This window comes from Qipengyuania zhejiangensis, from assembly GCF_035607565.1.
GTDB lineage: Bacteria > Pseudomonadota > Alphaproteobacteria > Sphingomonadales > Sphingomonadaceae > Qipengyuania > Qipengyuania zhejiangensis.
In genome coordinates this window covers 1,393,865-1,418,045 of the sequence record NZ_JAYKGO010000003.1, presented here as the reverse complement: position 1 = coordinate 1,418,045, position 24,181 = coordinate 1,393,865, and the positions used below count along the sequence as shown (strand labels likewise).

The 24,181-nt window shown below is 62.4% G+C and carries 17 protein-coding genes; 9 read left to right on the top strand and 8 right to left on the bottom strand.

Going from position 1 to position 24,181, the window contains the following annotated elements; translation table 11 throughout:
* Positions 1-14: 14 nt before the first annotated feature.
* Complete coding sequence (gene pyk, locus VR863_RS14625) at positions 15-1,484, top strand: pyruvate kinase (protein WP_324829200.1); 1,470 nt, start codon at positions 15-17, stop codon at positions 1,482-1,484.
* Here the strand turns inward: pyk and VR863_RS14620 are convergent.
* The 5 genes from VR863_RS14620 to rpoB all read right to left on the bottom strand — a co-directional run bounded on the left by VR863_RS14620 (position 1,481) and on the right by rpoB (position 15,264).
* Positions 1,481-2,770 (bottom strand): NADH:flavin oxidoreductase/NADH oxidase family protein, encoded by a 1,290-nt coding sequence (locus VR863_RS14620; protein ID WP_324829295.1) that lies wholly within the window; start codon positions 2,768-2,770, stop codon positions 1,481-1,483. The genes pyk and VR863_RS14620 overlap by 4 nt on opposite strands.
* 13 nt (positions 2,771-2,783) lie before the next feature.
* On the bottom strand, positions 2,784-4,136 hold the full coding sequence (gltX, locus tag VR863_RS14615) for a glutamate--tRNA ligase (RefSeq protein ID WP_324829199.1): 1,353 nt from the start codon (positions 4,134-4,136) through the stop codon (positions 2,784-2,786).
* A 52-nt stretch (positions 4,137-4,188) separates the two neighbouring features.
* Positions 4,189-6,525 (bottom strand): putative bifunctional diguanylate cyclase/phosphodiesterase, encoded by a 2,337-nt coding sequence (locus tag VR863_RS14610; protein WP_324829198.1) that lies wholly within the window; start codon positions 6,523-6,525, stop codon positions 4,189-4,191.
* A 160-nt stretch (positions 6,526-6,685) separates the two neighbouring features.
* Positions 6,686-11,017 (bottom strand): DNA-directed RNA polymerase subunit beta', encoded by a 4,332-nt coding sequence (gene rpoC / locus VR863_RS14605; RefSeq protein ID WP_324829197.1) that lies wholly within the window; start codon positions 11,015-11,017, stop codon positions 6,686-6,688.
* A gap of 59 nt (positions 11,018-11,076) precedes the next feature.
* Positions 11,077-15,264 (bottom strand): DNA-directed RNA polymerase subunit beta, encoded by a 4,188-nt coding sequence (rpoB, locus tag VR863_RS14600; RefSeq protein ID WP_324829196.1) that lies wholly within the window; start codon positions 15,262-15,264, stop codon positions 11,077-11,079.
* A gap of 356 nt (positions 15,265-15,620) precedes the next feature.
* Between rpoB and VR863_RS14595 the strand changes: the two genes are divergently transcribed.
* Positions 15,621-16,658, top strand: coding sequence for a hypothetical protein (locus VR863_RS14595; protein ID WP_324829195.1), 1,038 nt, complete (start codon positions 15,621-15,623; stop codon positions 16,656-16,658).
* Positions 16,659-16,676: 18 nt separating this feature from the next.
* Here VR863_RS14595 and VR863_RS14590 read toward each other — a convergent pair whose 3' ends face one another.
* Positions 16,677-17,363: a DUF4956 domain-containing protein gene (locus tag VR863_RS14590; protein ID WP_324829294.1), complete on the bottom strand. Its 687-nt coding sequence runs from the start codon at positions 17,361-17,363 to the stop codon at positions 16,677-16,679.
* A 174-nt stretch (positions 17,364-17,537) separates the two neighbouring features.
* Between VR863_RS14590 and VR863_RS14585 the strand changes: the two genes are divergently transcribed.
* From VR863_RS14585 to VR863_RS14555, 7 genes are all read left to right on the top strand, one after another.
* Entirely contained in the window at positions 17,538-18,044 is a 507-nt protein-coding gene (locus tag VR863_RS14585) for a DUF2975 domain-containing protein (RefSeq protein ID WP_324829194.1), read from the top strand.
* The gene (locus VR863_RS14580; protein WP_324829193.1) at positions 18,044-18,274 is read left to right on the top strand and encodes a helix-turn-helix domain-containing protein; all 231 of its coding nucleotides are present in this window, start codon (positions 18,044-18,046) and stop codon (positions 18,272-18,274) included. Before VR863_RS14585 ends, VR863_RS14580 begins: the two co-directional genes overlap by 1 nt.
* Positions 18,271-19,056 carry a hypothetical protein gene (locus tag VR863_RS14575; protein ID WP_324829192.1) on the top strand — a complete coding sequence of 262 codons (786 nt, stop codon included), beginning with the start codon at positions 18,271-18,273 and terminating at the stop codon, positions 19,054-19,056. Before VR863_RS14580 ends, VR863_RS14575 begins: the two co-directional genes overlap by 4 nt.
* 93 nt (positions 19,057-19,149) lie before the next feature.
* Complete coding sequence (locus tag VR863_RS14570; RefSeq protein ID WP_324829191.1) at positions 19,150-19,377, top strand: hypothetical protein; 228 nt, start codon at positions 19,150-19,152, stop codon at positions 19,375-19,377.
* A 397-nt stretch (positions 19,378-19,774) separates the two neighbouring features.
* Positions 19,775-20,290: a 50S ribosomal protein L10 gene (gene rplJ, locus VR863_RS14565; protein ID WP_324829190.1), complete on the top strand. Its 516-nt coding sequence runs from the start codon at positions 19,775-19,777 to the stop codon at positions 20,288-20,290.
* Positions 20,291-20,377: 87 nt separating this feature from the next.
* Complete coding sequence (rplL, locus tag VR863_RS14560; RefSeq protein WP_324829189.1) at positions 20,378-20,752, top strand: 50S ribosomal protein L7/L12; 375 nt, start codon at positions 20,378-20,380, stop codon at positions 20,750-20,752.
* A 146-nt stretch (positions 20,753-20,898) separates the two neighbouring features.
* Positions 20,899-21,879 (top strand): transglutaminase-like cysteine peptidase, encoded by a 981-nt coding sequence (locus VR863_RS14555; RefSeq protein WP_324829188.1) that lies wholly within the window; start codon positions 20,899-20,901, stop codon positions 21,877-21,879.
* 12 nt (positions 21,880-21,891) lie between these two features.
* Here the strand turns inward: VR863_RS14555 and VR863_RS14550 are convergent, their stop codons facing one another.
* Both VR863_RS14550 and VR863_RS14545 read right to left on the bottom strand, forming a co-directional pair.
* On the bottom strand, positions 21,892-23,160 hold the full coding sequence (locus VR863_RS14550) for an HlyD family type I secretion periplasmic adaptor subunit (protein WP_324829187.1): 1,269 nt from the start codon (positions 23,158-23,160) through the stop codon (positions 21,892-21,894).
* Entirely contained in the window at positions 23,157-24,179 is a 1,023-nt protein-coding gene (locus VR863_RS14545; protein WP_324829186.1) for a cell wall hydrolase, read from the bottom strand. Before VR863_RS14545 ends, VR863_RS14550 begins: the two co-directional genes overlap by 4 nt.
* Between the last annotated feature and the right edge of the window lie 2 nt (positions 24,180-24,181).

Below are 24,181 nucleotides of genomic sequence, written 5' to 3'. Positions count from 1 at the left end.
CATAGCGACAAGCCATGGCAAAGCCTTCTGCACCCAAGCTCGACCCCCGCGGCCGTAAGGTCAAGATCCTCGCAACCGTCGGTCCGGCCAGCCGTTCGCCCGAAATGCTCGCCCGGCTGTTCAAGGCCGGTGTCGATGCCTTCCGCGTCAACATGAGCCATGGCGAACACGCCGACCATGAACTGACGATCAAGGCAATCCGCGCGATGGAAAAGGATTTCCACCGCCCCATCGCGATCCTTGCCGATTTGCAGGGGCCGAAACTGCGCGTCGGCAAATTCAAGGACGGGCAGGCGGTCATCCGCCATTCGGGCCATTTCACGCTCGACCGCGATCCCGCGCCGGGCGATCACACGCGGGTCCAGCTACCCCATCCCGAATTGTTCGGCCTGCTGGAAAAGGGCCAGCGACTGCTGATCAACGACGGCAAGATCCGCCTGCGCGTGATCGAGGCGGACGACGACAAGATACTGTGTTCGGCAGAAGTCGGCGGGGTGATTTCGGACCGCAAAGGCGTGAACGTGCCCGATGCCGAAGTGCCGATCCCTGCCCTCACCGACAAGGACCGCAAGGACCTGGCCTTCGCCGTGCAACAAGGGGTCGACTGGATTGGCCTCAGCTTCGTGCAGCGACCGGAAGATCTTGCCGAAGCGCGCAAGCTGATGGGCGGATATGGCGCCTTGTGCGCCAAGATCGAAAAGCCGATGGCCGTGCGCCGCCTGGACGAAATTATCGAGATGTCGGATGGCATCATGGTGGCCCGCGGCGATCTGGGCGTCGAGCTGGAACCGCAGGAAGTCCCGCCGCTCCAGAAGATGATCGTCAACAAGTCCCGCACCGCCGGCAAGCCCGTGATCGTGGCGACGCAGATGCTGGAAAGCATGATCGAAAGCCCGGCCCCGACGCGGGCCGAGGTGTCCGATGTTGCCAACGCGGTTTACGACGGCGCGGATTGCGTGATGCTATCGGCGGAAACCGCGGCGGGCGAATGGCCCGAAGAAGCGGTTACGATCATGCACAAGATTGCCCATCAGGTGGAACGCGACGAATCCTATCTCGCCCGTGTGCGGTTTCTCGAAACGCCGCCCGATGCGACCACAGCTGATGCTCTGGCCCACGCCTGCATGACCGTGGCCGACACCGTTTCGATTTCCGCCATCACCGTGTTCACCGGTTCGGGCAGCACCGCGCGGCGCGTGGCCCGCGAAAGGCCCAGCGTCCCGATGCTGGTGCTCACGCCCAGCATGAAGACGGCACGCCGCCTGGGCTTGCTATGGGGCGCGCACGCCGTGGCCACCAAGGACATCGGCAGTTTCGAAGAGATGATCGCCAAGGGCAAGCGAATGGCGCTGCGGCATGGTTTCGCAAACGCAGGCAGCAAGCTGATCGCGCTGGCCGGCGTTCCGTTCGGAACACCGGGCTCGACCAACCTCATGCACGTCGTGACGGTCAGCGGCCACGAACTGGACGCGCACGAAGGTTAGCCCGCGCGCCGTTCTTTCATGATGCGGCGGTTGCGTGCATCGACCATGCGGAACGCCTTCATCACCGACAGGTCGCGGTCGACGCGGCCCTCGTGGCCGAGCATCCAGAGCTGTTCGTAGAACCAGTATATTCCGGCAAAACCGTTGATCGCCTTCATCATCTGGAAGCGCTTCAGGAAACCGAGCCACGGCGGCAGCAAGTCGAGATTGTTTTCATAGCGCGCCAGTTCGTCGGCACTCGCGAGCAAGGCCCGGGGTGCATCGGTATCGACGCATAGCGGACGGCCGAGGCCGATCACATCTGCCGCGCCGCACTCCAGCGCCTGCTCCATCGCATCGCGCGTGCGGAAGCCGCCGGTAACCATCAGCGGGACCGAAACCTCGGCCTGCATGGCCTTCGCGAAATCGACGAAGTAGGCCTCGCGCGCGGCAGTGGACGGCGCGACATTCTGCACCGCCTCTTCTTCCTGCCCCGCCACGCCCAGCAGCTTGGGCTGTTCGTAGGTTCCGCCCGAAATCTCGATCAAGTCGACCGAAGCCGCCTCGAGCCACTTGACCACTTGCAGGCTGTCCTTGAAATCGAAGCCGCCCTTCTGGAAGTCGGCGCTGTTGAGCTTGACTGAAATCGGGAAATCCGGCCCCACCGCTGCGCGCACGGCCTGCACGATCTCAAGCAGGAAACGCGCGCGGTTTTCTAGGTTGCCGCCATATTCGTCCGTGCGCAGGTTGACCCGCGGGGAAAGAAACTGCGAGATGAGATAGCCATGCGCTGCGTGCACCTGGACACCGGTGAAACCGGCATCCTTGCACGCCCTGGCCGCGATCGCCCAGCGCCCCACCAACTCGGCGATCTCCTCCTTGGTCAGGGGCACCGGCTTGGCGAACTGGCCACCGGGCAACGCCAACTGGACATCGGACGAGGATTTGGGATGCGCGTTGACCAGCTTTTGCGTCTGGCGGCCGCCATGGCTGATCTGCGCCCAGAAATGGTTGCCGTTGCGCGTCGCCGCGGCGGCCCATCGGGAAAGGCGCTGCCGCATGTCGTCATCCGGCTCGCGCTCGATGACGACATTTCCGGGACGTTCGAGGTGGTCCCTGTCGACGATGATATTACCCGACAGGAGCATCCCGGCGCCGCCATCCGACCAGATACCGTACAAACGCTCGAGTTCGGGCGTAGGGCGCCCGTCCGGCGTTGCGAGACCTTCGGTCATCGCCGCTTTCGATATCCGGTTTGGCAAGACGGCGCCGCAAGGAAGTTTCAGACTTGATCCAAGTGTTACCATCATCGTGTGATCCTTAGCTGGTGGCGGCGTCGATCAATCGTTTGCGCGCCCGTTCTTCGCCAATCAGAGGCAGGAGTTCGCCCATGTCGGGGCCGTGATCCATCCCTGTCAGCGCCTGGCGCAAGGGCAGGAAAAGCGGCTTTCCCTTGCGTCCTGTCGCCTCCTTCAGCACGCCCGTCAAAGCGTGCCAGGGATCATCGCTCCAGGTGAGCGCCCGGGCGGCCTGGGCGAGATACTCACGGTCGTCGTCGGAAAACGCTGGCGGCGCGATAGGCCCCGTCACCAGCCGCCACCAATCCGCCGCTTCGCCGACATGCGCGAGGTTGGGGCGGATGGCATGCCAGCCGGCCTCGTCCATGCCGCCGGGCAGGCGATCTTTTGCCTCTGCAAAGTCCATCTGGTGGACCATCGCGGCGTTGATGCGGTCGAGTTCGGCATCGTCGAACTTGGCAGGCGCGCGACCGAAGGTCGAAAGGTCGAACGTGTCAACCAGAGTTGCCCGATCCGTTATCGGTTCTATCGGCAGGCTCGTCCCAAGCCGGGCAAGCAGGGCGACCACCGCACCGGGTTCGATCCCTCGTTCGCGAAACGCATCGCAGCCAAGCGATCCAAGGCGCTTGGAAAGCTTGCCCTCCTTGCCCACCAGAAGCGCTTCGTGGGCAAAGGACGGCAGCGAATTTGCTGCACCGAAGCCCGCAGCAATTAGTGCGGTAAACATCTGAATCTGAACGGCTGTGTTGCTGACATGGTCTTCACCGCGAAGGACATCGGTAACACCCATGTCGAGATCGTCGACTGCGCTTGGCAGCATATACAGCCAGCTGCCGTCCGCACGGCGGATAACAGGATCGGACAGCTGCGCGGCATCGAATTTCTGCGCGCCGCGCACACCGTCATCCCACTCGATCGGCTCGTCGTGGTCGAGTTTGAAACGCCAGTGCGGAGCGATACCCTGCGCCTCTTTTGCCGCGCGGTCGGCATCGCCAAGCGCCAGCGCACCGCGATCGTAAATGGGCGGCAGTCCCCGGCCGAGCTGAATCTTGCGCTTGAGGTCGAGTTCCTGTGCCGTCTCGTAAGCGGGATAGATACGTCCAGCGTCTTTCAGAGACGCAAAGGCAGTGTCGTATATGGCAAGCCTTTGCGACTGGCGTTCCTCACCATCCGGTTCGAGGCCCAGCCACGCCAGATCCTCGCGGATCGCGGTGACGTATTCCTCGCGGGAACGCTCCGCATCGGTATCGTCGATGCGCAACATGAAACGCCCGCCCGATTTCCTGGCGAGCATCCAGTTGTGGAGCGCGGTACGGATGTTGCCGACATGAAGGCGCCCCGTCGGTGACGGGGCAAAACGCGTGATGACACTCATGTCCGGCCCGATAGCCCAGCGCAGGCGCATTGGCGAGCCATGAGACGCTGCCTCAGGCCACCTGCCCCCCGCGCCGCCGCAGAACCGCTTCGCGCGATCGGCGGTAGTCGAGAACTTCCGAACTCTTGTCCGACATCGCCGCTTCCGCCGCTTCGGGCGTGGCGAAGGTGCTGCCGGGGGCCGGTTCGCAAATCAGATAACCTTGCGCTTCCTGGCATCCCAGTTTGCGCAGCAGATCGAGCTGGCGGCGGTTCTCGATGCCTTCGGCGGTTGTCTGCATTCCCAGGGCGTCGGCAAGTCGGGTTATGCTGGAGACGATTGCCTGGCTGTCCGCGTCATCGACCACCTGCTCCACGAACTTGCGATCGATCTTGATCCGGTCGAACGGGAACCGGCGCAGATAACTCAACGAAGAATAGCCGGTCCCGAAATCGTCCAGCGCAATACGGGTGCCCAGTTCACGCAGGCTGTGAAGAGTGGCTGTGGCGTGGTCGCCCGGTTGCATCAGGACATGTTCGGTAATCTCGAACTCGACCCGTTCGGGCGCGATGCCTGCGTTACGCAAAACCTGGGCGACCAACGCCACCAGGTGCGGGCTGCGGACCTGCGTCGGCGAAAGATTGATCGCCACGCGGAAATCGCCTGTCCACCGGGATGTTTCGGCCAGCGCCTGACGAATGACCCATTCACCTATGGGCACGATCAAACCGGTTTCTTCGGCGATCGGCAGGAAATCTGCGGGCCCGATGATCCCGCGGCGCGGATGATACCAGCGAAGCAACGCCTCGTATCCGGTGACCGCCCCGCTATCGAGCTCGATTACCGGTTGGTAATGGATGCGCAGCTCACCGCGTGCCAGCGCATCGCGCAGATCGCTCTCCAGCTCGCGCCGGTCGCGTGCCTCGCGGTCGAGCGAGGGTTCGAACATCGCCAGCGTGTCGCGGCCCTTCCGCTTGGCGGCAAACAGGGCGAGATCGGCACGGCGCAGCAGTTCCTCCGCATCGCAATCGCCATCGGTGCAGCGCGCCACGCCGATGCTCGTCGATATCCGGTAAAGCTGGCCTTCGATTTCATAGGCTTCGCGCACGACCGACAGGAACTTGTGGGCGCGTTCGATAAGCATGCCCACGCCTGCGCGGGTTTCGATGAGAATGGCGAATTCATCGCCGCCCAGCCGGGCGACGAGATCCTGCGAGCGGACTTCCTGTTCGAGCCGGCTTCCCACTTCGCGCAGCAGCCGGTCGCCCACCAGATGGCCGCGGGTGTCGTTGATGGATTTGAAATCGTCGAGGTCGAGATAGAACAGCGCGACATTCCGGCCGCGCTCGTCGTTCGCGCCAAGCAGTTTTCGCAGCCGTTCGTTGAACAGGTACCGGTTCGCCAGTCCGGTCAGATTATCGTAATGCGCCATGAAAGCGACGCGTTCCTCGATCATCCGGTTGTGCGTCACATCGCGCGCGATACCGCCCATCAGCCCGTCTTGCCGCGGTCTGGCGGACATCCGCCAATACCGCGTCTCGCCCTCGACCTTCAGCTTGATCAGCAGATCGCGAAAGGGGCTGCGATCCACCAGATGGCGTGCCAGCGTTTCGCTGGCCTCTCCCGGCTGGAGCAGGGAAATGAGCGGTGTTCCCTCCAGCCGGTCGATATCGCTCCCGACGGCTGCGGCGAAGCGCGCACTGACATCGCGCAAATTGCCGCGCGGGCCGACCATCCAGAGCCAATCCGAAGACTGCTCTTCGAAATCGAACAGCAACAGCGACACGGTTTCGGCCGCCTCGCGGCTGGCAACCTCGTTCACGACGGCGCTGACGAACTGGCGTTCCATTCTGCCGATCGCCAACCACAACGTGACCATGTAGATCGCCAGCAGCACCAGCAGCGGCCACGAGGACGGCCCCACGGAAACAAGGGCGCCGGCGGCCAATCCTGCCCCGACAAGGCCTACGTGCGCGTATCCGGCAATCGGGATGGCCCTGTGCATCAGGAGGACGCCAACCAACATGGCGCTACCGATGGCGGCGATCACCGGCAGGTTCGCCTGAGAGGCCACACTGGCGAAAATGGGTATGCCTGCGCCCCAGACCACACTCATGCCGACGATCACCACGGTCGTCATGCGGAGACGCGAACGCAGGTATCGTTCGTCGGTCGATCCCCTGTCGGCTCGCGCCGCCAGGACGAGCCGCGCCCCGAGCAAGGCAGCCGCGCTGGCCGCCCACACCAGCGCCGGCACCTGTGCCGACGATTGCCAGAACAGAACGGCCAGGATCGCGGCCGATGCGAAGCTCGACAGGACAGCCAAAGGGGCCCCCGCCAACGCCACCGTCAGGCGGCGTGAAAGAATCTGCAGACGCACGTCGTCGCTATGCGAACTGGTTTCGGTCATGGCCCCCGGTCAGCAAGTGCAATCGCTTACCTCTACACCGAATTTATCACGAAAAACAAAACCCCGAAGAATTTTTCTCATCAGCTTGGGAGGTTACCCAAACAAAAAGGCCCCGCGGATCGCTCCGCGGGGCCTTGTCTGGTTGGCTTGAGGGGCGGTCTTACTCGCCGTCCTTGGCCTCTTCGTTCAGGTAATCGCCGGCATCCGCATCGGTGCCGTGGGTTTCCCCTTCCATCACCGCGAGAGGATCGTCGCCGATCGCGGCTTCGGGACCCTGTGCGAGTTCCGCCTTGCGCTCTTCTTCCGCGCTGGTGGCGGCGATGATCGCATCCTGCGCCTTCTTCCACTGGGCACGAAGCGCAGCGTCGCGGCTGTTGGCGGTGATCCGCATGCGGTTCATGCCCGCGCCGGTACCGGCAGGGATGAGACGACCCACGATCACGTTTTCCTTCAGACCGATGAGCGAATCCTTCTTCCCTTCGACGGCGGCCTGCGTGAGGACGCGCGTGGTTTCCTGGAAGGAAGCCGCCGAGATGAAGGACCGTGTCTGCAGCGATGCCTTGGTGATCCCCAGGAGGATCGGCGTGCCCACTGCAGGCTGCTTGTTACGGCCAAGGCGCGCGTTGGTTTCGTTGAGTTCCTCAACATCGACCTGTTCGCCCGCCAGCAGCGTGGTGTCGCCGCCATCGGTGATCTCGACCTTCTGCAGCATCTGGCGAACGATCACCTCGATGTGCTTGTCGTTGATCTTCACGCCCTGCAGTCGATAGACTTCCTGAATCTCGTTCACGAGATACTCGGCCAACGCCTCGACCCCGAGAACTTCGAGGATGTCGTGCGGGTTCGGCGATCCCGAGATGAGCGTATCGCCCTTCTTCACGAAGTCGCCTTCCTGTACGTCGATCACCTTGGTCTTGGGGATCAGGTACTCGACTGCATCACCTTCTTCCGGGACAATCGCGATCTTGCGCTTGGCCTTGTATTCGCGGACGAATTCAATCTTGCCCGAAATCTTGGCAATGATCGCATTGTCCTTCGGCAGACGGGCTTCGAACAGTTCGGCAACCCGCGGAAGACCACCGGTGATGTCGCGCGTCTTGGCCGCTTCACGCGAAGCACGAGCAAGAATGTCGCCCGCATCGACCTGCTGACCGTCTTCGACCGACAGGGTCGTGCCCGGCGCCAGCATGTAACGCGCCGCTTCGGTTTCGGCAGCGGCGTCGTTGAAGAGGGTGAGCCGCGGACGCAGATCTTCCTTCTTCGCACGGCCACTTCCGCGCAGTTCGGTGACAACGCGCTGGGCGATACCGGTGGCATCGTCGACGCGTTCTTCCATGGTCGTGCCGTCAACCAGGTCCTGGTAACGCACGACACCCGACTGTTCGGTGATGATCGGCAGCGAGAACGGATCCCATTCTGCCAGGCGATCGCCTTCCTTCACCTTCGCGCCATCCTTGTGCATCAGCACGGTACCGTAAGGCACCTTGTGGATTTCACGCTCGCGCCCTTCGGCATCGATCACGGCCAGTTCGCCATTACGGGCGAGCGACAGGATCCGGCCCTTCTTGTCGACGATGGTCGGCATGTCGCGATACACGACCTTACCGTCCGAGATCGATTCAAGGTGGCTCGTTTCGTTGAGCTGTGCGGCACCCCCGATGTGGAAGGTACGCATGGTCAGCTGCGTACCCGGTTCACCGATCGACTGTGCGGCGATGACGCCCACGGCTTCACCGATGTTCACCGGCGTACCGCGAGCAAGGTCACGGCCGTAGCAGGTGGCGCAAACGCCCTGCTGGGCTTCGCAGACCAGCGGCGAGCGGATCTTGGCGACCTGCGTTTCGGCGTCCTCGATCATCTTGACCATCGGTTCGTCGAGCAGGGTGCCTGCCTTGACGATGACTTCGCCCGTGGCGGCGTTGACGATATCTTCGGCCGTGGTGCGGCCCAGGATACGTTCGCCGATCGACGCGATGACTGAACCGCCCTGCACGATGGCGCGCATTTCCAGCGCGTTCTCAGTCTTGCAGTCCTCTTCCACGATGACGCAATCCTGCGACACGTCGACGAGGCGGCGGGTCAGGTAACCCGAGTTGGCCGTCTTCAACGCCGTATCGGCAAGACCCTTACGGGCACCGTGGGTGGAGTTGAAGTATTCAAGGACGTTCAGGCCTTCCTTGAAGTTCGAGATGATCGGGTTTTCGATGATTTCACCCGACGGCTTGGCCATCAGGCCGCGCATACCGGCGAGCTGCTTCATCTGCGCGGGCGAACCACGCGCACCGGAGTGGCTCATCATGTAGATCGAGTTGATCTCGGCTTCGAGCCCGTCCTTGTCGATCGGGCGCGACTTGATCTTGTCCATCATGGCATCGGCCACCTTGTCGCCGCACTGGCTCCAGGCATCGATGACCTTGTTGTACTTTTCCTGCTGGGTGATCAGGCCGTCCTGGTACTGCTGTTCGTAATCCGCGACGAGCGACTTGGTGTTTTCGACCAGCTCGATCTTCTCTTCCGGGATGATCATGTCGTCCTTGCCGAACGAGATCCCGGCCTTGAACGCGTGACGGAAGCCGAGCGACATGATCGCGTCGGCGAACAGCACGGTGTCCTTCTGGCCGGTGTGGCGATAGACCTCGTCGATAACGTCGGCGATGTCCTTCTTCGTCAGCAGGCGGTTCACGATGTCGAAGGGAACCTTGAAGTTCTTCGGCAGACATTCACCGATCAGCATGCGGCCAGCGGTCGTTTCGAACCGCTGCATGCTGATCTTGCCGGCTTCATCAGCCTGCGGAACGCGGGCGATGATCTTGGTGTGAAGCGAAACCGTCTTGGTTTCGAGGGCCTGGTGCACTTCTGCCATGTCCGAGAACATCTGCAGCTTTTCGTGCTTTTCGCCCTTCTTGTCGCCGTCGACGTATTCCGGCTTCTTTTCCTGGCGTTCCATCGACAGGTAATAGAGGCCCAGCACCATGTCCTGCGAAGGAACGATGATCGGCTTGCCGTTGGCGGGCGACAGGATGTTGTTGGTGGACATCATCAGGACGCGTGCTTCCAGCTGCGCCTCGAGGCTCAGGGGCACGTGAACGGCCATCTGGTCACCGTCGAAGTCGGCGTTGAACGCGGCGCAGACCAGCGGGTGAAGCTGGATTGCCTTGCCTTCGATCAGAACCGGCTCGAACGCCTGGATGCCAAGACGGTGAAGCGTCGGGGCGCGGTTCAGGAGGACAGGGTGTTCGCGGATGACTTCATCCAGGATGTCCCAGACTTCCTTGCGTTCCTTCTCGACCCACTTCTTCGCCTGCTTGAGCGTCATGCTCAGGCCCTTGGCATCGAGGCGGGCGTAGATGAACGGCTTGAACAGCTCGAGCGCCATCTTCTTGGGCAGGCCGCACTGGTGCAGCTTGAGTTCGGGGCCGGTCACGATGACCGAACGGCCCGAATAGTCGACGCGCTTGCCGAGCAGGTTCTGACGGAAGCGGCCCTGCTTGCCCTTGAGCATGTCGGACAACGACTTCAGAGGACGCTTGTTGGCGCCCGTGATCACGCGGCCACGGCGGCCGTTGTCGAACAGCGCGTCAACGGCTTCCTGCAGCATGCGCTTTTCGTTGCGGACGATGATGTCCGGCGCGCGCAGTTCCATGAGGCGCTTGAGGCGGTTGTTACGGTTGATGACGCGGCGATACAGATCGTTGAGATCGGACGTCGCGAAACGGCCACCATCCAGCGGAACCAGCGGACGCAGTTCTGGCGGGATCACCGGAATGACTTCCAGGATCATCCACTCGGGGCGGTTGCCGCTTTCGATGAAGCTTTCGACGACCTTGAGGCGCTTGATGATCTTGGCCGGCTTCAGCTTCGACTTGGTGGTCGCCAGCTCTTCGAGCAGGTCGGTTTTTTCCTGTTCGAGGTCGAGGTCCATCAGCATGATCTTGACCGCTTCGGCACCGATGGATGCCGAGAACGCGTCTTCGCCATACTCGTCCTGCGCTTCGAGCAGTTCGTCTTCAGTGAGGAGCTGGAACTTCTCGAGCGGCGTCAGGCCGGGCTCGGTGACGATGTAGCTTTCGAAATACAGCACGCGCTCGAGCTGCTTGAGCTGCATGTCGAGCAACAGGCCGATGCGGCTCGGCAGCGACTTCAGGAACCAGATGTGCGCGACCGGCGCGGCCAGCTCGATGTGGCCCATGCGCTCGCGGCGGACCTTGGTCACGGTCACTTCGACGCCGCACTTTTCGCAGACGACGCCCTTGTACTTCATGCGCTTGTACTTGCCGCAAAGGCATTCGTAATCCTTCACCGGACCGAAGATGCGCGCGCAGAACAGGCCGTCACGTTCGGGCTTGAACGTACGGTAGTTGATGGTTTCCGGCTTCTTGATTTCGCCGAAGGACCACGAGCGGATACGCTCGGGCGACGCGATACCGATCTGGATCTCGTCGAAGGTTTCCGGCTTGGCCAGCTGGTTGGTGAATTTGGTCAGTTCGTTCATGACTTATTCCCTTAACGGGTGAATTCCGGTGGGCGGTTGGCGAGGGGGCGCGAGGCCCCCTATTCCGCCGCGATCTGCAGGCCGTCGTCCTCTTCGCCATGCGACTTGAGTTCGACGTTGAGGCCCAGGCTGCGCATTTCCTTCACGAGCACGTTGAAGCTCTCCGGAATGCCTGCCTCGAAGGTATCGTCACCCTTGACGATCGCTTCGTAGACCTTGGTACGACCGATCACGTCATCCGACTTCACGGTCAGGATTTCCTGCAACGTGTAGGCGGCGCCGTAAGCCTGGAGCGCCCAGACTTCCATTTCCCCGAAGCGCTGGCCGCCGAACTGCGCCTTACCGCCCAGCGGCTGCTGGGTGACGAGGCTGTAGGGGCCGATCGAACGGGCGTGGATCTTGTCGTCGACAAGGTGATGCAGCTTGAGCATGTAGATGATGCCCACGGTAACCTTGCGGTCGAACGCTTCGCCGGTGCGGCCATCGTAAAGAACCGACTGGCCCGAGCTGTTGAGCCCGGCCTTTTCCAGCTGGATTGTCACGTCGCCTTCACGCGCGCCGTCGAACACGGGGGTACCCATCGGGACGCCGGTACGCAGGTTCATCGCCAACTCGACCACTTCTTCGGTCGTGCGGGCTTCGATTTCGGCGTGATACTGCTCGCCGTAAACATCCTTGAGGCGATCCACGACGGCCGCAGGCGGCTTGGCCTTGGAATAATCCTCGATGGCGTTCGGGTTGGCGAGCTTCCAGTCTTCCAGCGCATCGGCGATCTGGTGGCCCAGGTTGCGGGCCGCCATGCCAAGGTGCGTTTCGAAGATCTGACCGACGTTCATGCGCGACGGCACGCCGAGCGGGTTGAGCACGATGTCGACCGGGGTTCCGTCCTCCAGGAACGGCATGTCCTCGGCCGGCAGGATGCGGCTGATGACACCCTTGTTACCGTGACGGCCGGCCATCTTGTCGCCCGGCTGAAGCTTGCGCTTCACGGCAACGAACACCTTGACCATCTTGAGCACGCCAGGGGCGAGTTCGTCACCGCGCTCCAGCTTCTCGCGGCGATCTTCGAACTTGTCTTCGATGATCTTCACGGCGTCGTCATACTGCGACTTCACCGCTTCGATCTGTGCCTGGCGGCCATCGTCGGCAACCGCGAACTTGAACCATTCGTGGCGTTCGATGTCCTCGAGCAGTTCCTCGGTGACTTCGGTGCCCTTCTTGACGCCCTTCGGCGCGGCCGAAGCGGTCTGGCCGATGAGCATGTCGCGCAGACGGTTGTAGGTGGCGCGGTTGAGGATGGCGCGTTCGTCGTTGGCGTCCTTGCGGAGGCGTTCGATTTCCTCGTTCTGGATGGCACGCGTACGATCGTCGATCTCGATACCGTGACGGTTGAACACACGCACTTCGACAACCGTACCGGCAACGCCGGGAGGCAGGCGAAGCGAGGTGTCGCGCACGTCGCTGGCCTTTTCACCGAAGATGGCGCGCAGAAGCTTTTCTTCCGGCGTCATCGGGCTTTCGCCCTTCGGGGTGATCTTGCCGGCCAGGATATCGCCCGGGTGCACTTCGGCACCAATGTAGACGATGCCCGCTTCGTCGAGGTTGCGGAGCGCTTCCTCGCCGACGTTGGGAATGTCGCGGGTGATGTCTTCAGGCCCGAGCTTGGTGTCGCGCGCCATGACTTCGAATTCCTCGATGTGGATCGAGGTGAAGACGTCGTCCTTCACGATACGTTCGGAGATCAGGATACTGTCTTCGTAGTTGTAGCCGTTCCAGGGCATGAAGGCGACGAGGCTGTTCCGGCCAAGGGCCAGTTCGCCCAGATCGGTCGAAGGGCCGTCGGCAATGATGTCGCCGGCTTCGATCGGTTCGCCCACCTTCACCAGCGGACGCTGGTTGATGCAGGTGTTCTGGTTGGAACGCTGGAACTTCTGCAGCGTGTAGATGTCGACGCCCGACTGGCCGGGTTCGACATCGCCGATGGCACGGATCACGATACGCGTCGCGTCGACCTGGTCGACGATGCCGCCACGGGTTGCCGCGATGGCAGCGCCCGAATCGCGCGCCACGGTTTCTTCCATGCCGGTGCCGACGAAAGGCGCTTCCGCCTTCACAAGCGGCACGGCCTGGCGCTGCATGTTCGAGCCCATCAGCGCGCGGTTGGCGTCATCGTTTTCCAGGAAAGGAATGAGCGATGCGGCCACCGAAACCAGCTGCTTGGGCGAAACGTCCATCAAGGTGATGTGCTCGCGCGGAGCCATCAGGTTGTCGCCGTCGTGACGGGCCGAAACCAGTTCCTCGACGAAGCTGCCATCGTCGGTGAGATCGGCCGAAGCCTGAGCGACGGTGTGCTTCTGTTCTTCCATGGCCGAAAGATAGATGACTTCGTCCGTCACCTTGCCGTCGATCACCTTGCGGTACGGCGTTTCGATGAAGCCGTACTTGTTGACGCGCGCGAAGGTCGACAGCGAGTTGATCAGACCGATGTTCGGGCCTTCCGGCGTTTCAATCGGGCAGATACGGCCATAGTGGGTCGGGTGAACGTCACGGACTTCGAAGCCTGCGCGCTCGCGGGTAAGACCGCCCGGCCCGAGCGCCGAAACACGGCGCTTGTGGGTGACTTCCGAAAGCGGGTTGGTCTGGTCCATGAACTGCGAAAGCTGGCTGGAACCGAAGAATTCGCGAACGGCAGCCACGGCGGGCTTGGCGTTGATCAGGTCGTTCGGCATCACGGTCGACACGTCGACCGAGCTCATGCGCTCCTTCACCGCGCGTTCCATGCGGAGCAGGCCGACGCGGTACTGGTTTTCGAGGAGTTCGCCGACCGAACGGACACGGCGGTTGCCGAGGTTGTCGATGTCGTCGACGTCGCCCTTGCCGTCCTTCAGGTCGACCAGTTCCTTGACCACGGCAAGGATGTCTTCCTTGCGCAGCGTGGTGACGGTGTCTTCCGCATCGAGTTCGAGGCGCATGTTGAGCTTGACGCGGCCGACAGCCGAAAGGTCATAGCGTTCGCCATCGAAGAACAGGCCTTCGAACAGGGCTTCGGCGGTTTCCTTGGTCGGCGGTTCACCCGGACGCATGACCTTGTAGATCGCTTCCAGGCCTTCGTCGCGGTTTTCGGCCTTGTCGACCTGCAATGTGTTGCGGATCCAGGGGCCGGTGTTGATGTGATCGACATCGAGCAGGTCGAGCACGTCGATACCCGCAGCGTCGAGCACTTCGAGGTTTTCACCCGAGACTTCGTCGCCGGCCTCGATGTAGATGCGCCCGGTCTTCTCGTCGATCATGTCGCGCGACGCGTAACGGCCGAAGATTTCCTCGGTCGGGAGCAGCAGCGTTTCCAGGCCATCCTTGGCGGCCTTGTTGGCAGCACGCGGGCTGATCTTCTGGCCGGCGGGGAACACTTCTTCGCCGGTCTTGGCGTCGATGAGCGGGAACGCGGGCTTCTGGCCGCGCCACTGGTCGGCCTGGTAGGGAATTTCCCAGCCGTCCTTGGCGCGCTTCCACGAAACGATGTCGTAGAAGTGGTCGAGAATGTCTTCGCTATTGAGGCCCAGCGCGAACAGCAGCGCGGTGACCGGAAGCTTGCGCTTGCGGTCGATACGCACGTTGACGATGTCCTTGGCGTCGAATTCGAAGTCGAGCCAGCTGCCGCGGTAAGGAATGATGCGCGCAGCGAACAGCAGCTTGCCCGAGGAGTGGGTCTTGCCGCGGTCATGGTCGAACAGGACACCCGGCGACCGGTGCATCTGCGAAACGATAACGCGTTCGGTGCCGTTGACGACGAAGGTGCCGTTGCCGGTCATGAGCGGCATGTCGCCCATGTACACGTCCTGCTCCTTGATATCGAGCACGGAGCGGGTTTCGGTTTCCTGGTCCACTTCGAACACGATGAGGCGCAGCGTGACCTTCATCGGCGCCGCGTAGGTGATCCCACGCTGACGGCATTCGACGATGTCGTATTTCGGCTGTTCGAGTTCGTAATGGACGAAGTCGAGTTCGGCGGTGCCGGCGAAGTCGCGGATCGGGAACACCGAGCGCAGGGTCTTCTCGAGGCCGGAAACGTAACCCGTTTCCTTGTCCGAACGCAGGAACTGTTCGTAGCTCTCGCGCTGAACCTCGATCAGGTTCGGCATCTCGACGACTTCGTGGATGTCGCCAAAGATCTTGCGGATACGGCGCTTCGCGGTGCCGGAAGCCTTCGCGCCCCGGTTCTTCTTCGGAGCCTTCGCCTTGGTAGCCATAAGGTGTGTATGCCTCTTCTCGGGTTCACCGGCGCATTTCCCGCATGATTGGCGCGAGACGTGGCCGGAATCTCTGATCTCATGCACGTGAGAACCATGTCCGGGACGCGAAAAGGCCACAGCGTGGGCACACCGATCCGGTGGCTTGCTGCAGCTTCTCAAGCGTCGCGATTATGGAAACGCCGCTTCCATCCTGTGCCGATTCCCGCGCATGAATCGGCCTGCTCGAAGCGGGCGGTTGCCGGGCATTTAGGGATTGGCCAGCCGACTGTCAAACATCGCTTCGCCTCATCCTGCAGTATAATCCCCCCGAACCCTTATTCGTGTTAGGTATGCCGCAAGGGGAGGCGCGAGCCATGAGATACATGATTGCGGGTGCCACGGCTGCATGGCTCGTTGCGACCGCCGCGCTGGCCGACGACACAGGCGACCGCACGACCGCGCTGTTCGTATCGGAACAACCGCTGGAAATCACGCTGGCGGGTCCGATCCAAACCATCGCCAGGTCGGCGGACCGATCAACCGACCCTCACCCGGCAACCCTCGCACTGGCCGGAGAAACGCATGGAATCGAACTTGCCGCGCGCGGCGTTTCGCGCCGAAAACGCGAGAACTGCAGCTTCCCGCCAATGCGGATCGCGGTGTCGCAGAAGGCCGCGGAAACTTCGATACTTCATCGGCAGGGCAGCCTGAAGCTGGTCACCCATTGCAACCAGCGCGCCAGTTCGGATCAGACGCTGCTGCGCGAATACGCCACCTACCGGCTTTACAACGCGATCACGCCGGAAAGCCTCAAAGCCCGCCTGGTCCGCGTCACCTATGTCGATGGGGGAACCGCGCTGGACACACGGTGGGGCTTCCTGATCGAAGACGCCGACGATGCCGCGCGCCGGATTGCGCGCAAGGAAGTCGACATCGGCACATTCGAATTCGGGGCGCTGAACCGGCAGGATGCGGCGCGCTATGCGCTGTTTCAGTATATGGTCGGGAACACCGACTGGGATATGACCCAGGGGCCCGATGCACAGGATTGCTGCCACAATTCAAAAGTGTTCGGTGCATCAAAGGACGCCACCAGCGACCTGACGCCGGTCCCCTACGATTTCGACAACGCGGGACTGGTCGACGCAAGCTACGCGGCCCCCAATGCGGCGCTGCCGATCGTGTCGGTAAAGGTGCGGCTCTATCGCGGGTATTGCGCGCTCAACGACGATGTCCTCGTGCAGGCAGGTGAATTTCGGCGCGCGCGCGGAACGATCCACGCGCAGCTGGACAGCGTGCCGGGGCTGGAACCCCGATCCCGCGAAGCCATGCGCAAGTATCTCGACGGGTTCTTCGAACGGATCGCCACGGACGACGATGTAAGGAAGAACCTGCTCCGCAAATGCCGCTAACGCCGGGCGCGGGCGCGGTTACTTTGGCTCGGCGCCTTCGCCCGACTGTTCCTTTGCATCGCCAAGGTCCGGTGCCGGTCCCGCCTCTTCGACGTGATTGGGACGAAGGTAACGATGCGTGCCCTTGAGCGCGCCGTAATCGGCCACCCAGAGAAGCGTGAACGTGTAGTTGAAGATCACCGTCATAACGAGCGCGATCTCGAGCGCGCCGATGCCGGCGCCCAGGCCGATCCCGATGGCGAGCAGAATGTAAATCGCATCGCCCGAACTCTTGAGCGTGTTGCGAAACCGCACCCCGCCCACGATCCCGGCCAGCGAGAAAGCCAGCGCCAGAGAATTGTGTACCATCACCACGATGGAAGTGACCGCGATGGGTAGAACGATCATCGTTTCAACAAGCGCCTGGTCGTATTCGGCGCGGCTGCGGCTGGCCATGTAGACCCAGGTCACCGGAAGCGTGCTGAGCAGCGCACCACCGACGGCGATCACCAGCCACACGATCGATCCACCGAGGTTGGAAACGCTTGTCGCGCCGATCTGCACCGCCTGCAGCGGATCGTCGGATGGCGCGCTCAGCAACGTTTGCGCCCCGCCGATCGGAAGATAATCGGCCAACTCCGGATACAGCGCCGCCGCCCCGGCGACGAGACCCGTGACCAACGCGTAGAACAGCGTCAGCCGCACAAAGAGCCGCCCAACAATCATCGTCACCCCCCGAGGCACGTGGCCATTCCACCGAGCCGCTTCCTGCATAGGCCCAAATGCCGCAATTGGCCAAACAGGAAGCCTGAATGCCCGACATATCGTTTTTCGATATTATCGATTGACGATAAAAATCATCAAGGATATATCGTTTTCGATAAGTTTCGGGAGGCGAAGATGTTGCTCACATTGATCTGGATCCTGCGCGTTACGAACTGGCTGAACTGGATCGTCACCGCCGCGTTTACAGCCCTTCTGGTTCTTCTGATCGTCAATCCGGGTGAATTTCGCGCCGACGTCCTCGGCCGGTTCGGCGATCCGCGGATTCAGCATGTGGTGATGACGTGGCTTGTCGCGGTGTGCGCAACCGTCCCCCCCGTCGCGGTCGCGGCGCATCTGATCCTGACCCGCCTGACCGCCATGATCCGCGACACGCAGAAGGGCGAAGCGTTCAGCAAAGCCAACGCTGCACGCCTTACCCTGATCGCCTGGGCTCTGCTCGCCATCAATCTGATCGATCTGGCCTATGGCCAACTTTCCACCTGGGCCAGCGCCGAAAGCGGTGAGTATTTCGGATGGTCGCCATCCCTCACAGGTTGGCTCGCCGTGCCGCTGCTGCTGGTCCTCGCGCGCCTTTTCCGGGAAGGCGCGGCCATGCGCGACGATCTGGCCGGTACGGTCTGATGCCCGCAGATGACACCACATCCATCGTGGTTCGCCTCGACGAACTGCTGCAGGCCCGCGGCATGACGCTGACCGAACTGTCGGAACGCATCGGCCTGACCCTTGCCAACCTGTCGATCCTCAAGACCGGCAAGGCCCGCGCCATCCGCTTCTCCACTCTCGAGGCGATCTGCCGCGAACTGGCCTGCCAGCCCGGAGATCTGCTGAGCTATGAAGGGAACGAAGAATGATCTTCCGCGATATCGGCGCGATCTACCGCTCCTCGTGGTCGTTCGCCAAAGCCTGCCCGTGGTTGTTTGCCATCCCAGCCGCGGTCGAATTTGCCCAGCACATCGTCGAAATGAACGGCGGAATGTACAATGGGAAAGCCGGCGCGCTGGCGGCTGAAAGCGACCCGCTCCGCATGCAGTTCGGCTACGCCAAAACGCTCGCGCTGCTGCTGCCGGGGTACTGGTTCACACGGTATGTCCTGTTCGGGCACGACGCGCGCCGGGCCGTACGGGTCGAATGGCCTGCCTTCCCGCTCTGGCTGATCCTTTTCGCCGTGAACGCTGCGTTCATGGCCTGGTCGCTGTTCGGTACTCCGCTTGTCGAACTGGCCGGGTTGGCCGGCGATACGGCGCAGCAAGCGTCGATCGCGGTGGCCATGGCGGTGCAGGTCGCCGCGATCTACCTTACCGCGTGGCTGGTGGCCTGGCCGCTCGGCAACAGCCGGATCGGACCGCTGCAATCGGCCGGCATCATGCACGGGTCCTTCTGGTACGCAGTCGCGCTGTCTGTTGCGGGGATCCTGCCGCTCATGGCGGTGCATTACGGGCTCGGGATAGCACCCATCCTGTGGCTGCCCCCGGCGCTCGACTGGGCGGCAATGGTTCTGGATTCGCTCGTCGTCGGGTTCCTCGCGCTGACCATGACAGGCGGCGGCATCTACGCGGCGAAGCACGCTGCGGACCGGCGCGGGGTGGATCTCGTGCCGCCCATCCCGGCTTCCTCTTTCCGTGCTGCGGAGTAAAAAAATCGCGCCGATGCAGAATGTGTCTTTTCGCTGGCGAAAATATGGCTATTTTAAGGCCACGCCAATCACGGCGTACAGGAATACCGAATCATGAAGAAGATCGCTCTCGTTGCCGCCCTTCCCTTCGCGCTGACCCTCGCCGCTTGTGGCGAAACCGCGACCGAAGAAGCTCCGGCTGAAGAAACCGCAGTTGTCGAGCCCATGGTTGAAGAAACCCCGGCTGCTGACGTTGCTGCTGACGTTGTTGTCGACGAAGCTGCTGCTGTCGACGCCACTGCAGAAGTGACCGCCGAAGAAGAAGCTCCGGCTGCTGAATAATCGCCCGCAGCCCGCGCCTTGCGCGCGGGACGGAACGATATGACGAGAGGCTCGCCCCATGGGGCGGGCCTCTTTTCTTTTGGGGGCGCGATCCGATCCCCTTCTGCTTGACTCGCGCAGCAATATCTCTAGAGGCGCGAACCGACCGGTCAGGCATTTCTTGTGCCGGTCATCCGTCCGAGACAGTTGGTGGGGGCAATCTGGCCCTCTTAATTTCCAGCCTAGACGGGGAACAGAGTTTTCACACGGTCCCGCCCCGGCGGATATCCGTGGTTTCGCGCCACCAGGCGCATCTCCTTCCCCATCAGCGGACTCGCCCGTGTCGTTTCTTCGGCATGGACAAACGTAGCCGGCCATCCGGGAGCCATCCCGGGCGGTCATAGTGAAGGAGTATGGCATGGATCGTTCGCAGAAAGCCGATGCGGTCGCCCAGCTCAGCGAAGTCTTCTCCCAGTCCGGCGTGGTGGTTGTCACCCGCAATCTGGGCCTCACGGTCGCACAGTCGACCGAGTTGCGTTCGAAGATGCGCGAAGCCGGTGCGTCCTACAAGGTTGCGAAGAACCGTCTCGCCAAGCTCGCCCTGAAGGACACCGACTACGAGGGACTCGACGAGTACCTCAACGGTCCGACCGCTCTCGGATATTCCGAAGATCCGGTTGCTGCGGCCAAGGCCGTGGTGGATTTCGCCAAGACGACCGACAAGATTGAAATCGTCGGTGGTTCGATGGGCGCGCAGAAGCTCGATGAAGCTGGGGTCCGGGCACTCGCCTCGATGCCGAGCCTCGACGAACTTCGTGGCAAGATCGTGGGCCTCGTCAACGCGCCTGCAACCAAGGTTGCACAGCTCGTCAACGCCCCCGCGAGCAAGCTCGCCCGCGTATTCGGTGCCTATGGCGCCAAGGACGCGGCGTAAGCCTAACGGTTTATCGTACACACGCGATTTATTCATTGGGGCAAGGCCCGTCGGGCACCCCAGCCTAATTTTTTGGAGTGAAACATCATGGCTGATATCGCCAAGCTTGTTGAAGAACTGTCGAAGCTGACCGTCATGGAAGCCGCTGAGCTTGCCAAGGCGCTTGAAGAAGAGTGGGGCGTAAGCGCCGCTGCTGCTGTTGCTGTTGCTGGCCCCGCCGGCGGTGGCGATGTCCCGGCCGCTGAAGAGAAGGACGAATTCGACGTCATTCTCACCGGCGACGGTGGCAAGAAGATCCAGGTCATCAAGGAAGTCCGCGCCATCACCGGCCTGGGCCTGACCGAAGCCAAGGCACTTGTCGAAGGCGCGCCCAAGGCCGTCAAGGAAGGCGTCAACAAGGCTGAAGCCGAAGAAGTCAAGGCGAAGATCGAAGCAGCCGGCGGTACCGTCGAGCTCAAGTAAGCTTCGAACAGCTTTTGCTGATCACGAAGGGGGCGGTGCCGAAAGGCGCCGCCCCTTTTTTGCGCCCGCCATCCACGCGGGTGCAAACGCCCCGTTAACCACTTCCGAAAACCGAGCCTTGAGGATGGCTGCGTATTTGCAGTCCCATGGAACGGTCCGAAATCCTTCCCGGCGCGGTGCGCGGACTTTGTGTCGCGATGACGTTGGCCTTTGCCGGAACGGCGTTGCCGGCGCAGGCGCAGGCCGTGGTACCGCTGGTCATGCCAGCCATCACCGCAACCATCGCCGACACGACCTGCCCGATCGGCAACGCCGCAGCGCTGGGTCCGGTCACGGGGGCGCCTTCCGATATGGGCGGCCTGTCCAAATCCGCCGCAATCCTGGGCGGAACGGGAAGCGCGCTCGAAGCGATGCGCGCAGCTCAGTCGTCGCTCGGTAATTTCGGCCCGCTTATCCCGCAGTCGGGACCTCCTGCACCCTCGCCAATTGCCATCGATCAGCTGCGCCCGGCCACGGCGGCTTTCGCCCTGCCTGTCGATTGCGGAACGTTGTTCGGTACCGCGCCGTCGCGGTTGGCCGCCCTGGCCAAACCGCCTGTCCGGCCCGGCCTGTCGGCGGACGATTTTCTGGCCAGCCGCAAAATTCCGATCGGCGCGACGAATTTCGATGCATCATGGAATCGCGTCAGCCGCGAGAAGCCCCGCTTTGGCGGCAGCGCGAAGGGGCTGACCATCGGGAATGCGGGCATCGAAACGCGGCTCGAACAGGTCAATCGCTGGGTCAATCACAAGATCGCCTATGCCGAAGACCGGGACCTGTTCGGCAAGGCGGACCATTGGGCCGGACCGCGCCGCACAATGCAATTGGGCAAGGGCGATTGCGAAGACTACGCGCTGCTCAAGATGCACCTGCTGGCAGCCGCGGGTATCCCGCGCGAGGACATGTATCTGACGATTGCGCGCGATCTGGTGCGCCGTGCGGACCATGCCGTGCTCGTGGTGCGGACGCCGGATGGCTACAGGATGCTAGACAACGCGACCGACACGGTGCTCGATGCCGGAGCCGCCAACGATTACCAGCCCGTCCTCAGCTTCAGCGGCCGCCGAAGCTTCCTGCACGGATACTGATCGCGGACGCGATCAACGCTCGGTCATAGCGCGATCGAGGGCCTTGTTCACCGGCTTGAAGAGATAGCTCAGGATGCTGTGGCGTCCCGTGATGATCTCCACATCGCAGATCATGCCTGGCACGATCGGCAGGCGGTTTCCATTCTTCACGATATAGGACCGGTCGGTTTCAACGACGACCGTGTAATAAGCCTGCCGCTCCGCCTCGTCGTAAATACTGTCTGCCGACACTTGCTGGACGCGCCCGCGAAGCCCCCCGTAGATCGAGAAATCATACGCGGTCACCTTGACGTTGGCCGGATCGCCCACCTTGATGAACGCACGGTCGCTCGGCGCGATGCGCGCTTCGACCAGCAGTTTGTCGCCTACCGGCACGATCTGCATGATCTTCTCGCCCGCGTTAACGAAGCCGCCGACGGTGGTGATCTGGACATCGTTGACCACGCCATCCGCCGGAGCGAGCAAGGCGTTGCGCTGCTGCCGGGCAGCAGCACCGCGGATCGTTTCCTCGTTCACGGCAAGCTTGGTGGTCACTTCGCTGCGTTCGGCCAGGGCCTGCTGACGAAAATCGAGACGCGCCTGGCTGAGATCGGCCTGGGCCTCGCGGATCGATGCCGATGACCGGCCCACCGCCTGCCGTGCAGCGGCCAGCCGCCCCTGCGTATCGACCAGGTCGCGTTGCGCCTGAAGCAATTCGGTCTGCGGCACGATATTCTGCCGCGCGAGCGGTTCCAGCATATCGACCTGCTGGCGCGACAGGCGCACGCTGTTTTCCAGCGATGCGACCGTCGCCTGGGCTTCCTGCAGATCGCGGCGGCGCTGTTCGATGGCCGATGCCAACGCGCTCTCGCGGGCGCGGGCGGTGGCGGTACGAACCTGCTGCAAACGCTGTTCGTCCGCACAAAGCCCGCTTTCAGCACAGCCGAGCTGCCCGCCGGACGCTTCGTTTTCAAGGCGCTGCGCACGCATCCCCAGGCGGCGGTTTTCTTCTTCCAGTTCGCCGAGCGCGGAAGCCGACTGCGTATCGTCGAGCCGCACGAGCAAATCGCCCTTCTTGACCGTCTGACCACCTCTGACGAGAATTTCCGCGATCACCGACGGTTCGGAAGGTTGGACAAGCTGGGCCTTGCTGGAAGGGATCACCTTGCCGGTGCCGCGCGCAATCTGTTCGACTTGAGCAAAGGCCGACCAGATGAACAACACGGCCAGTCCGATCGCGGAAATCGCGATCAGGCGCTGCGACGCGTCAAGCGCGGCGACCCTTTGACGAAACGAACTCATTGGGACTTTGCGGCCTCCTCGCCAGGGGCAGGTGCCTGCCCGATCGCTTCGCCCTGCCCGGCAAGCGTGGACTTGTAAGACGCGCTCAGTTGAACCGGATCGGGTATCTCGAGCCGCCACTGCGTGGTCGTGTCGAGCCTGCCGCCGACGTCGCTGGAAGCATGACGATCCTTCACGTCTGCCACCACTGTCGTCCCCGGAACATACGCCAGGACCGGAGCGGCGATTTCGTCGAGGTCATGCGCGGCCAAGCGCGCCTGAAGCCGCGCGACATCGATCGCAGGAATGAATTCGCTGCCCGACCATCGCTGGCTGAAGCTTGCGCCCGAACCGCCGCGGCCCGGGAAACGGTAAAAGATGTGGCGTCCGATCTGGGTGATCTTGCCCAGGGTGTAGGCCCAGCGTGGAACGACATAATCGGCGTGATAATGCGTTGCCGTCCCCACTTCGGAAGCGGTGCTGCCATCCAGCATTTCGTCGGCAATGCGGTTTGCCTGTTGCCAGTAGCCGCGTGACGGACCGCGCAGCAGCGATCCGTCGCACGTAAAGCTGAACTGGCACACCGGACGGTGGACGCCTTCGTATACTACGCCGCACACCGAATTGGGATAGGCAGGGTGGCGAACCCGATTGAGCACGACTTGCGCAACGGCACGCTGGCCGCGCTCCGGCTCCAGCGCGGCTTCGTAATAGATCGCCTGAGCAAGGCATTTCTGGGCCGTGGCGCGGGCGGTCGCAGACATGGCGACACGGCCCGAAAGGCCTGGCGTTTCCAACCGCACCTTGGACAGCGGGATAAGCGAATTGCGTTCCTCCGCGCTCGTCCCCGAGACCACCAGCGCCTGTTCTTCACCGGTCGACATTCCGGCAATCTGTGCCGCCATGTCCTGATCGAGCATCGACATGGCCTGCGCAGGACGCGGGGCGGTAAGCAACGATGACGCGCCGGCCATCATCGCAGCGCCGAACACCAGCGCAAAGGCTGCAAGACGTTTTGCAGGAGAGCGGCGGACAGGCATGG

Bases quoted from the DNA above. Each gene is read 5' to 3' on its own strand.
- pyk (WP_324829200.1), top strand. From the start codon at position 15: ATGGCAAAGCCTTCTGCACCCAAGCTCGACCCCCGCGGCCGTAAGGTC.
- VR863_RS14620 (WP_324829295.1), bottom strand. From the start codon at position 2,770: ATGGTAACACTTGGATCAAGTCTGAAACTTCCTTGCGGCGCCGTCTTG.
- gltX (WP_324829199.1), bottom strand. From the start codon at position 4,136: ATGAGTGTCATCACGCGTTTTGCCCCGTCACCGACGGGGCGCCTTCAT.
- VR863_RS14610 (WP_324829198.1), bottom strand. From the start codon at position 6,525: ATGACCGAAACCAGTTCGCATAGCGACGACGTGCGTCTGCAGATTCTT.
- rpoC (WP_324829197.1), bottom strand. From the start codon at position 11,017: ATGAACGAACTGACCAAATTCACCAACCAGCTGGCCAAGCCGGAAACC.
- rpoB (WP_324829196.1), bottom strand. From the start codon at position 15,264: ATGGCTACCAAGGCGAAGGCTCCGAAGAAGAACCGGGGCGCGAAGGCT.
- VR863_RS14595 (WP_324829195.1), top strand. From the start codon at position 15,621: ATGAGATACATGATTGCGGGTGCCACGGCTGCATGGCTCGTTGCGACC.
- VR863_RS14590 (WP_324829294.1), bottom strand. From the start codon at position 17,363: ATGATTGTTGGGCGGCTCTTTGTGCGGCTGACGCTGTTCTACGCGTTG.
- VR863_RS14585 (WP_324829194.1), top strand. From the start codon at position 17,538: ATGTTGCTCACATTGATCTGGATCCTGCGCGTTACGAACTGGCTGAAC.
- VR863_RS14580 (WP_324829193.1), top strand. From the start codon at position 18,044: ATGCCCGCAGATGACACCACATCCATCGTGGTTCGCCTCGACGAACTG.
- VR863_RS14575 (WP_324829192.1), top strand. From the start codon at position 18,271: ATGATCTTCCGCGATATCGGCGCGATCTACCGCTCCTCGTGGTCGTTC.
- VR863_RS14570 (WP_324829191.1), top strand. From the start codon at position 19,150: ATGAAGAAGATCGCTCTCGTTGCCGCCCTTCCCTTCGCGCTGACCCTC.
- rplJ (WP_324829190.1), top strand. From the start codon at position 19,775: ATGGATCGTTCGCAGAAAGCCGATGCGGTCGCCCAGCTCAGCGAAGTC.
- rplL (WP_324829189.1), top strand. From the start codon at position 20,378: ATGGCTGATATCGCCAAGCTTGTTGAAGAACTGTCGAAGCTGACCGTC.
- VR863_RS14555 (WP_324829188.1), top strand. From the start codon at position 20,899: ATGGAACGGTCCGAAATCCTTCCCGGCGCGGTGCGCGGACTTTGTGTC.
- VR863_RS14550 (WP_324829187.1), bottom strand. From the start codon at position 23,160: ATGAGTTCGTTTCGTCAAAGGGTCGCCGCGCTTGACGCGTCGCAGCGC.
- VR863_RS14545 (WP_324829186.1), bottom strand. From the start codon at position 24,179: ATGCCTGTCCGCCGCTCTCCTGCAAAACGTCTTGCAGCCTTTGCGCTG.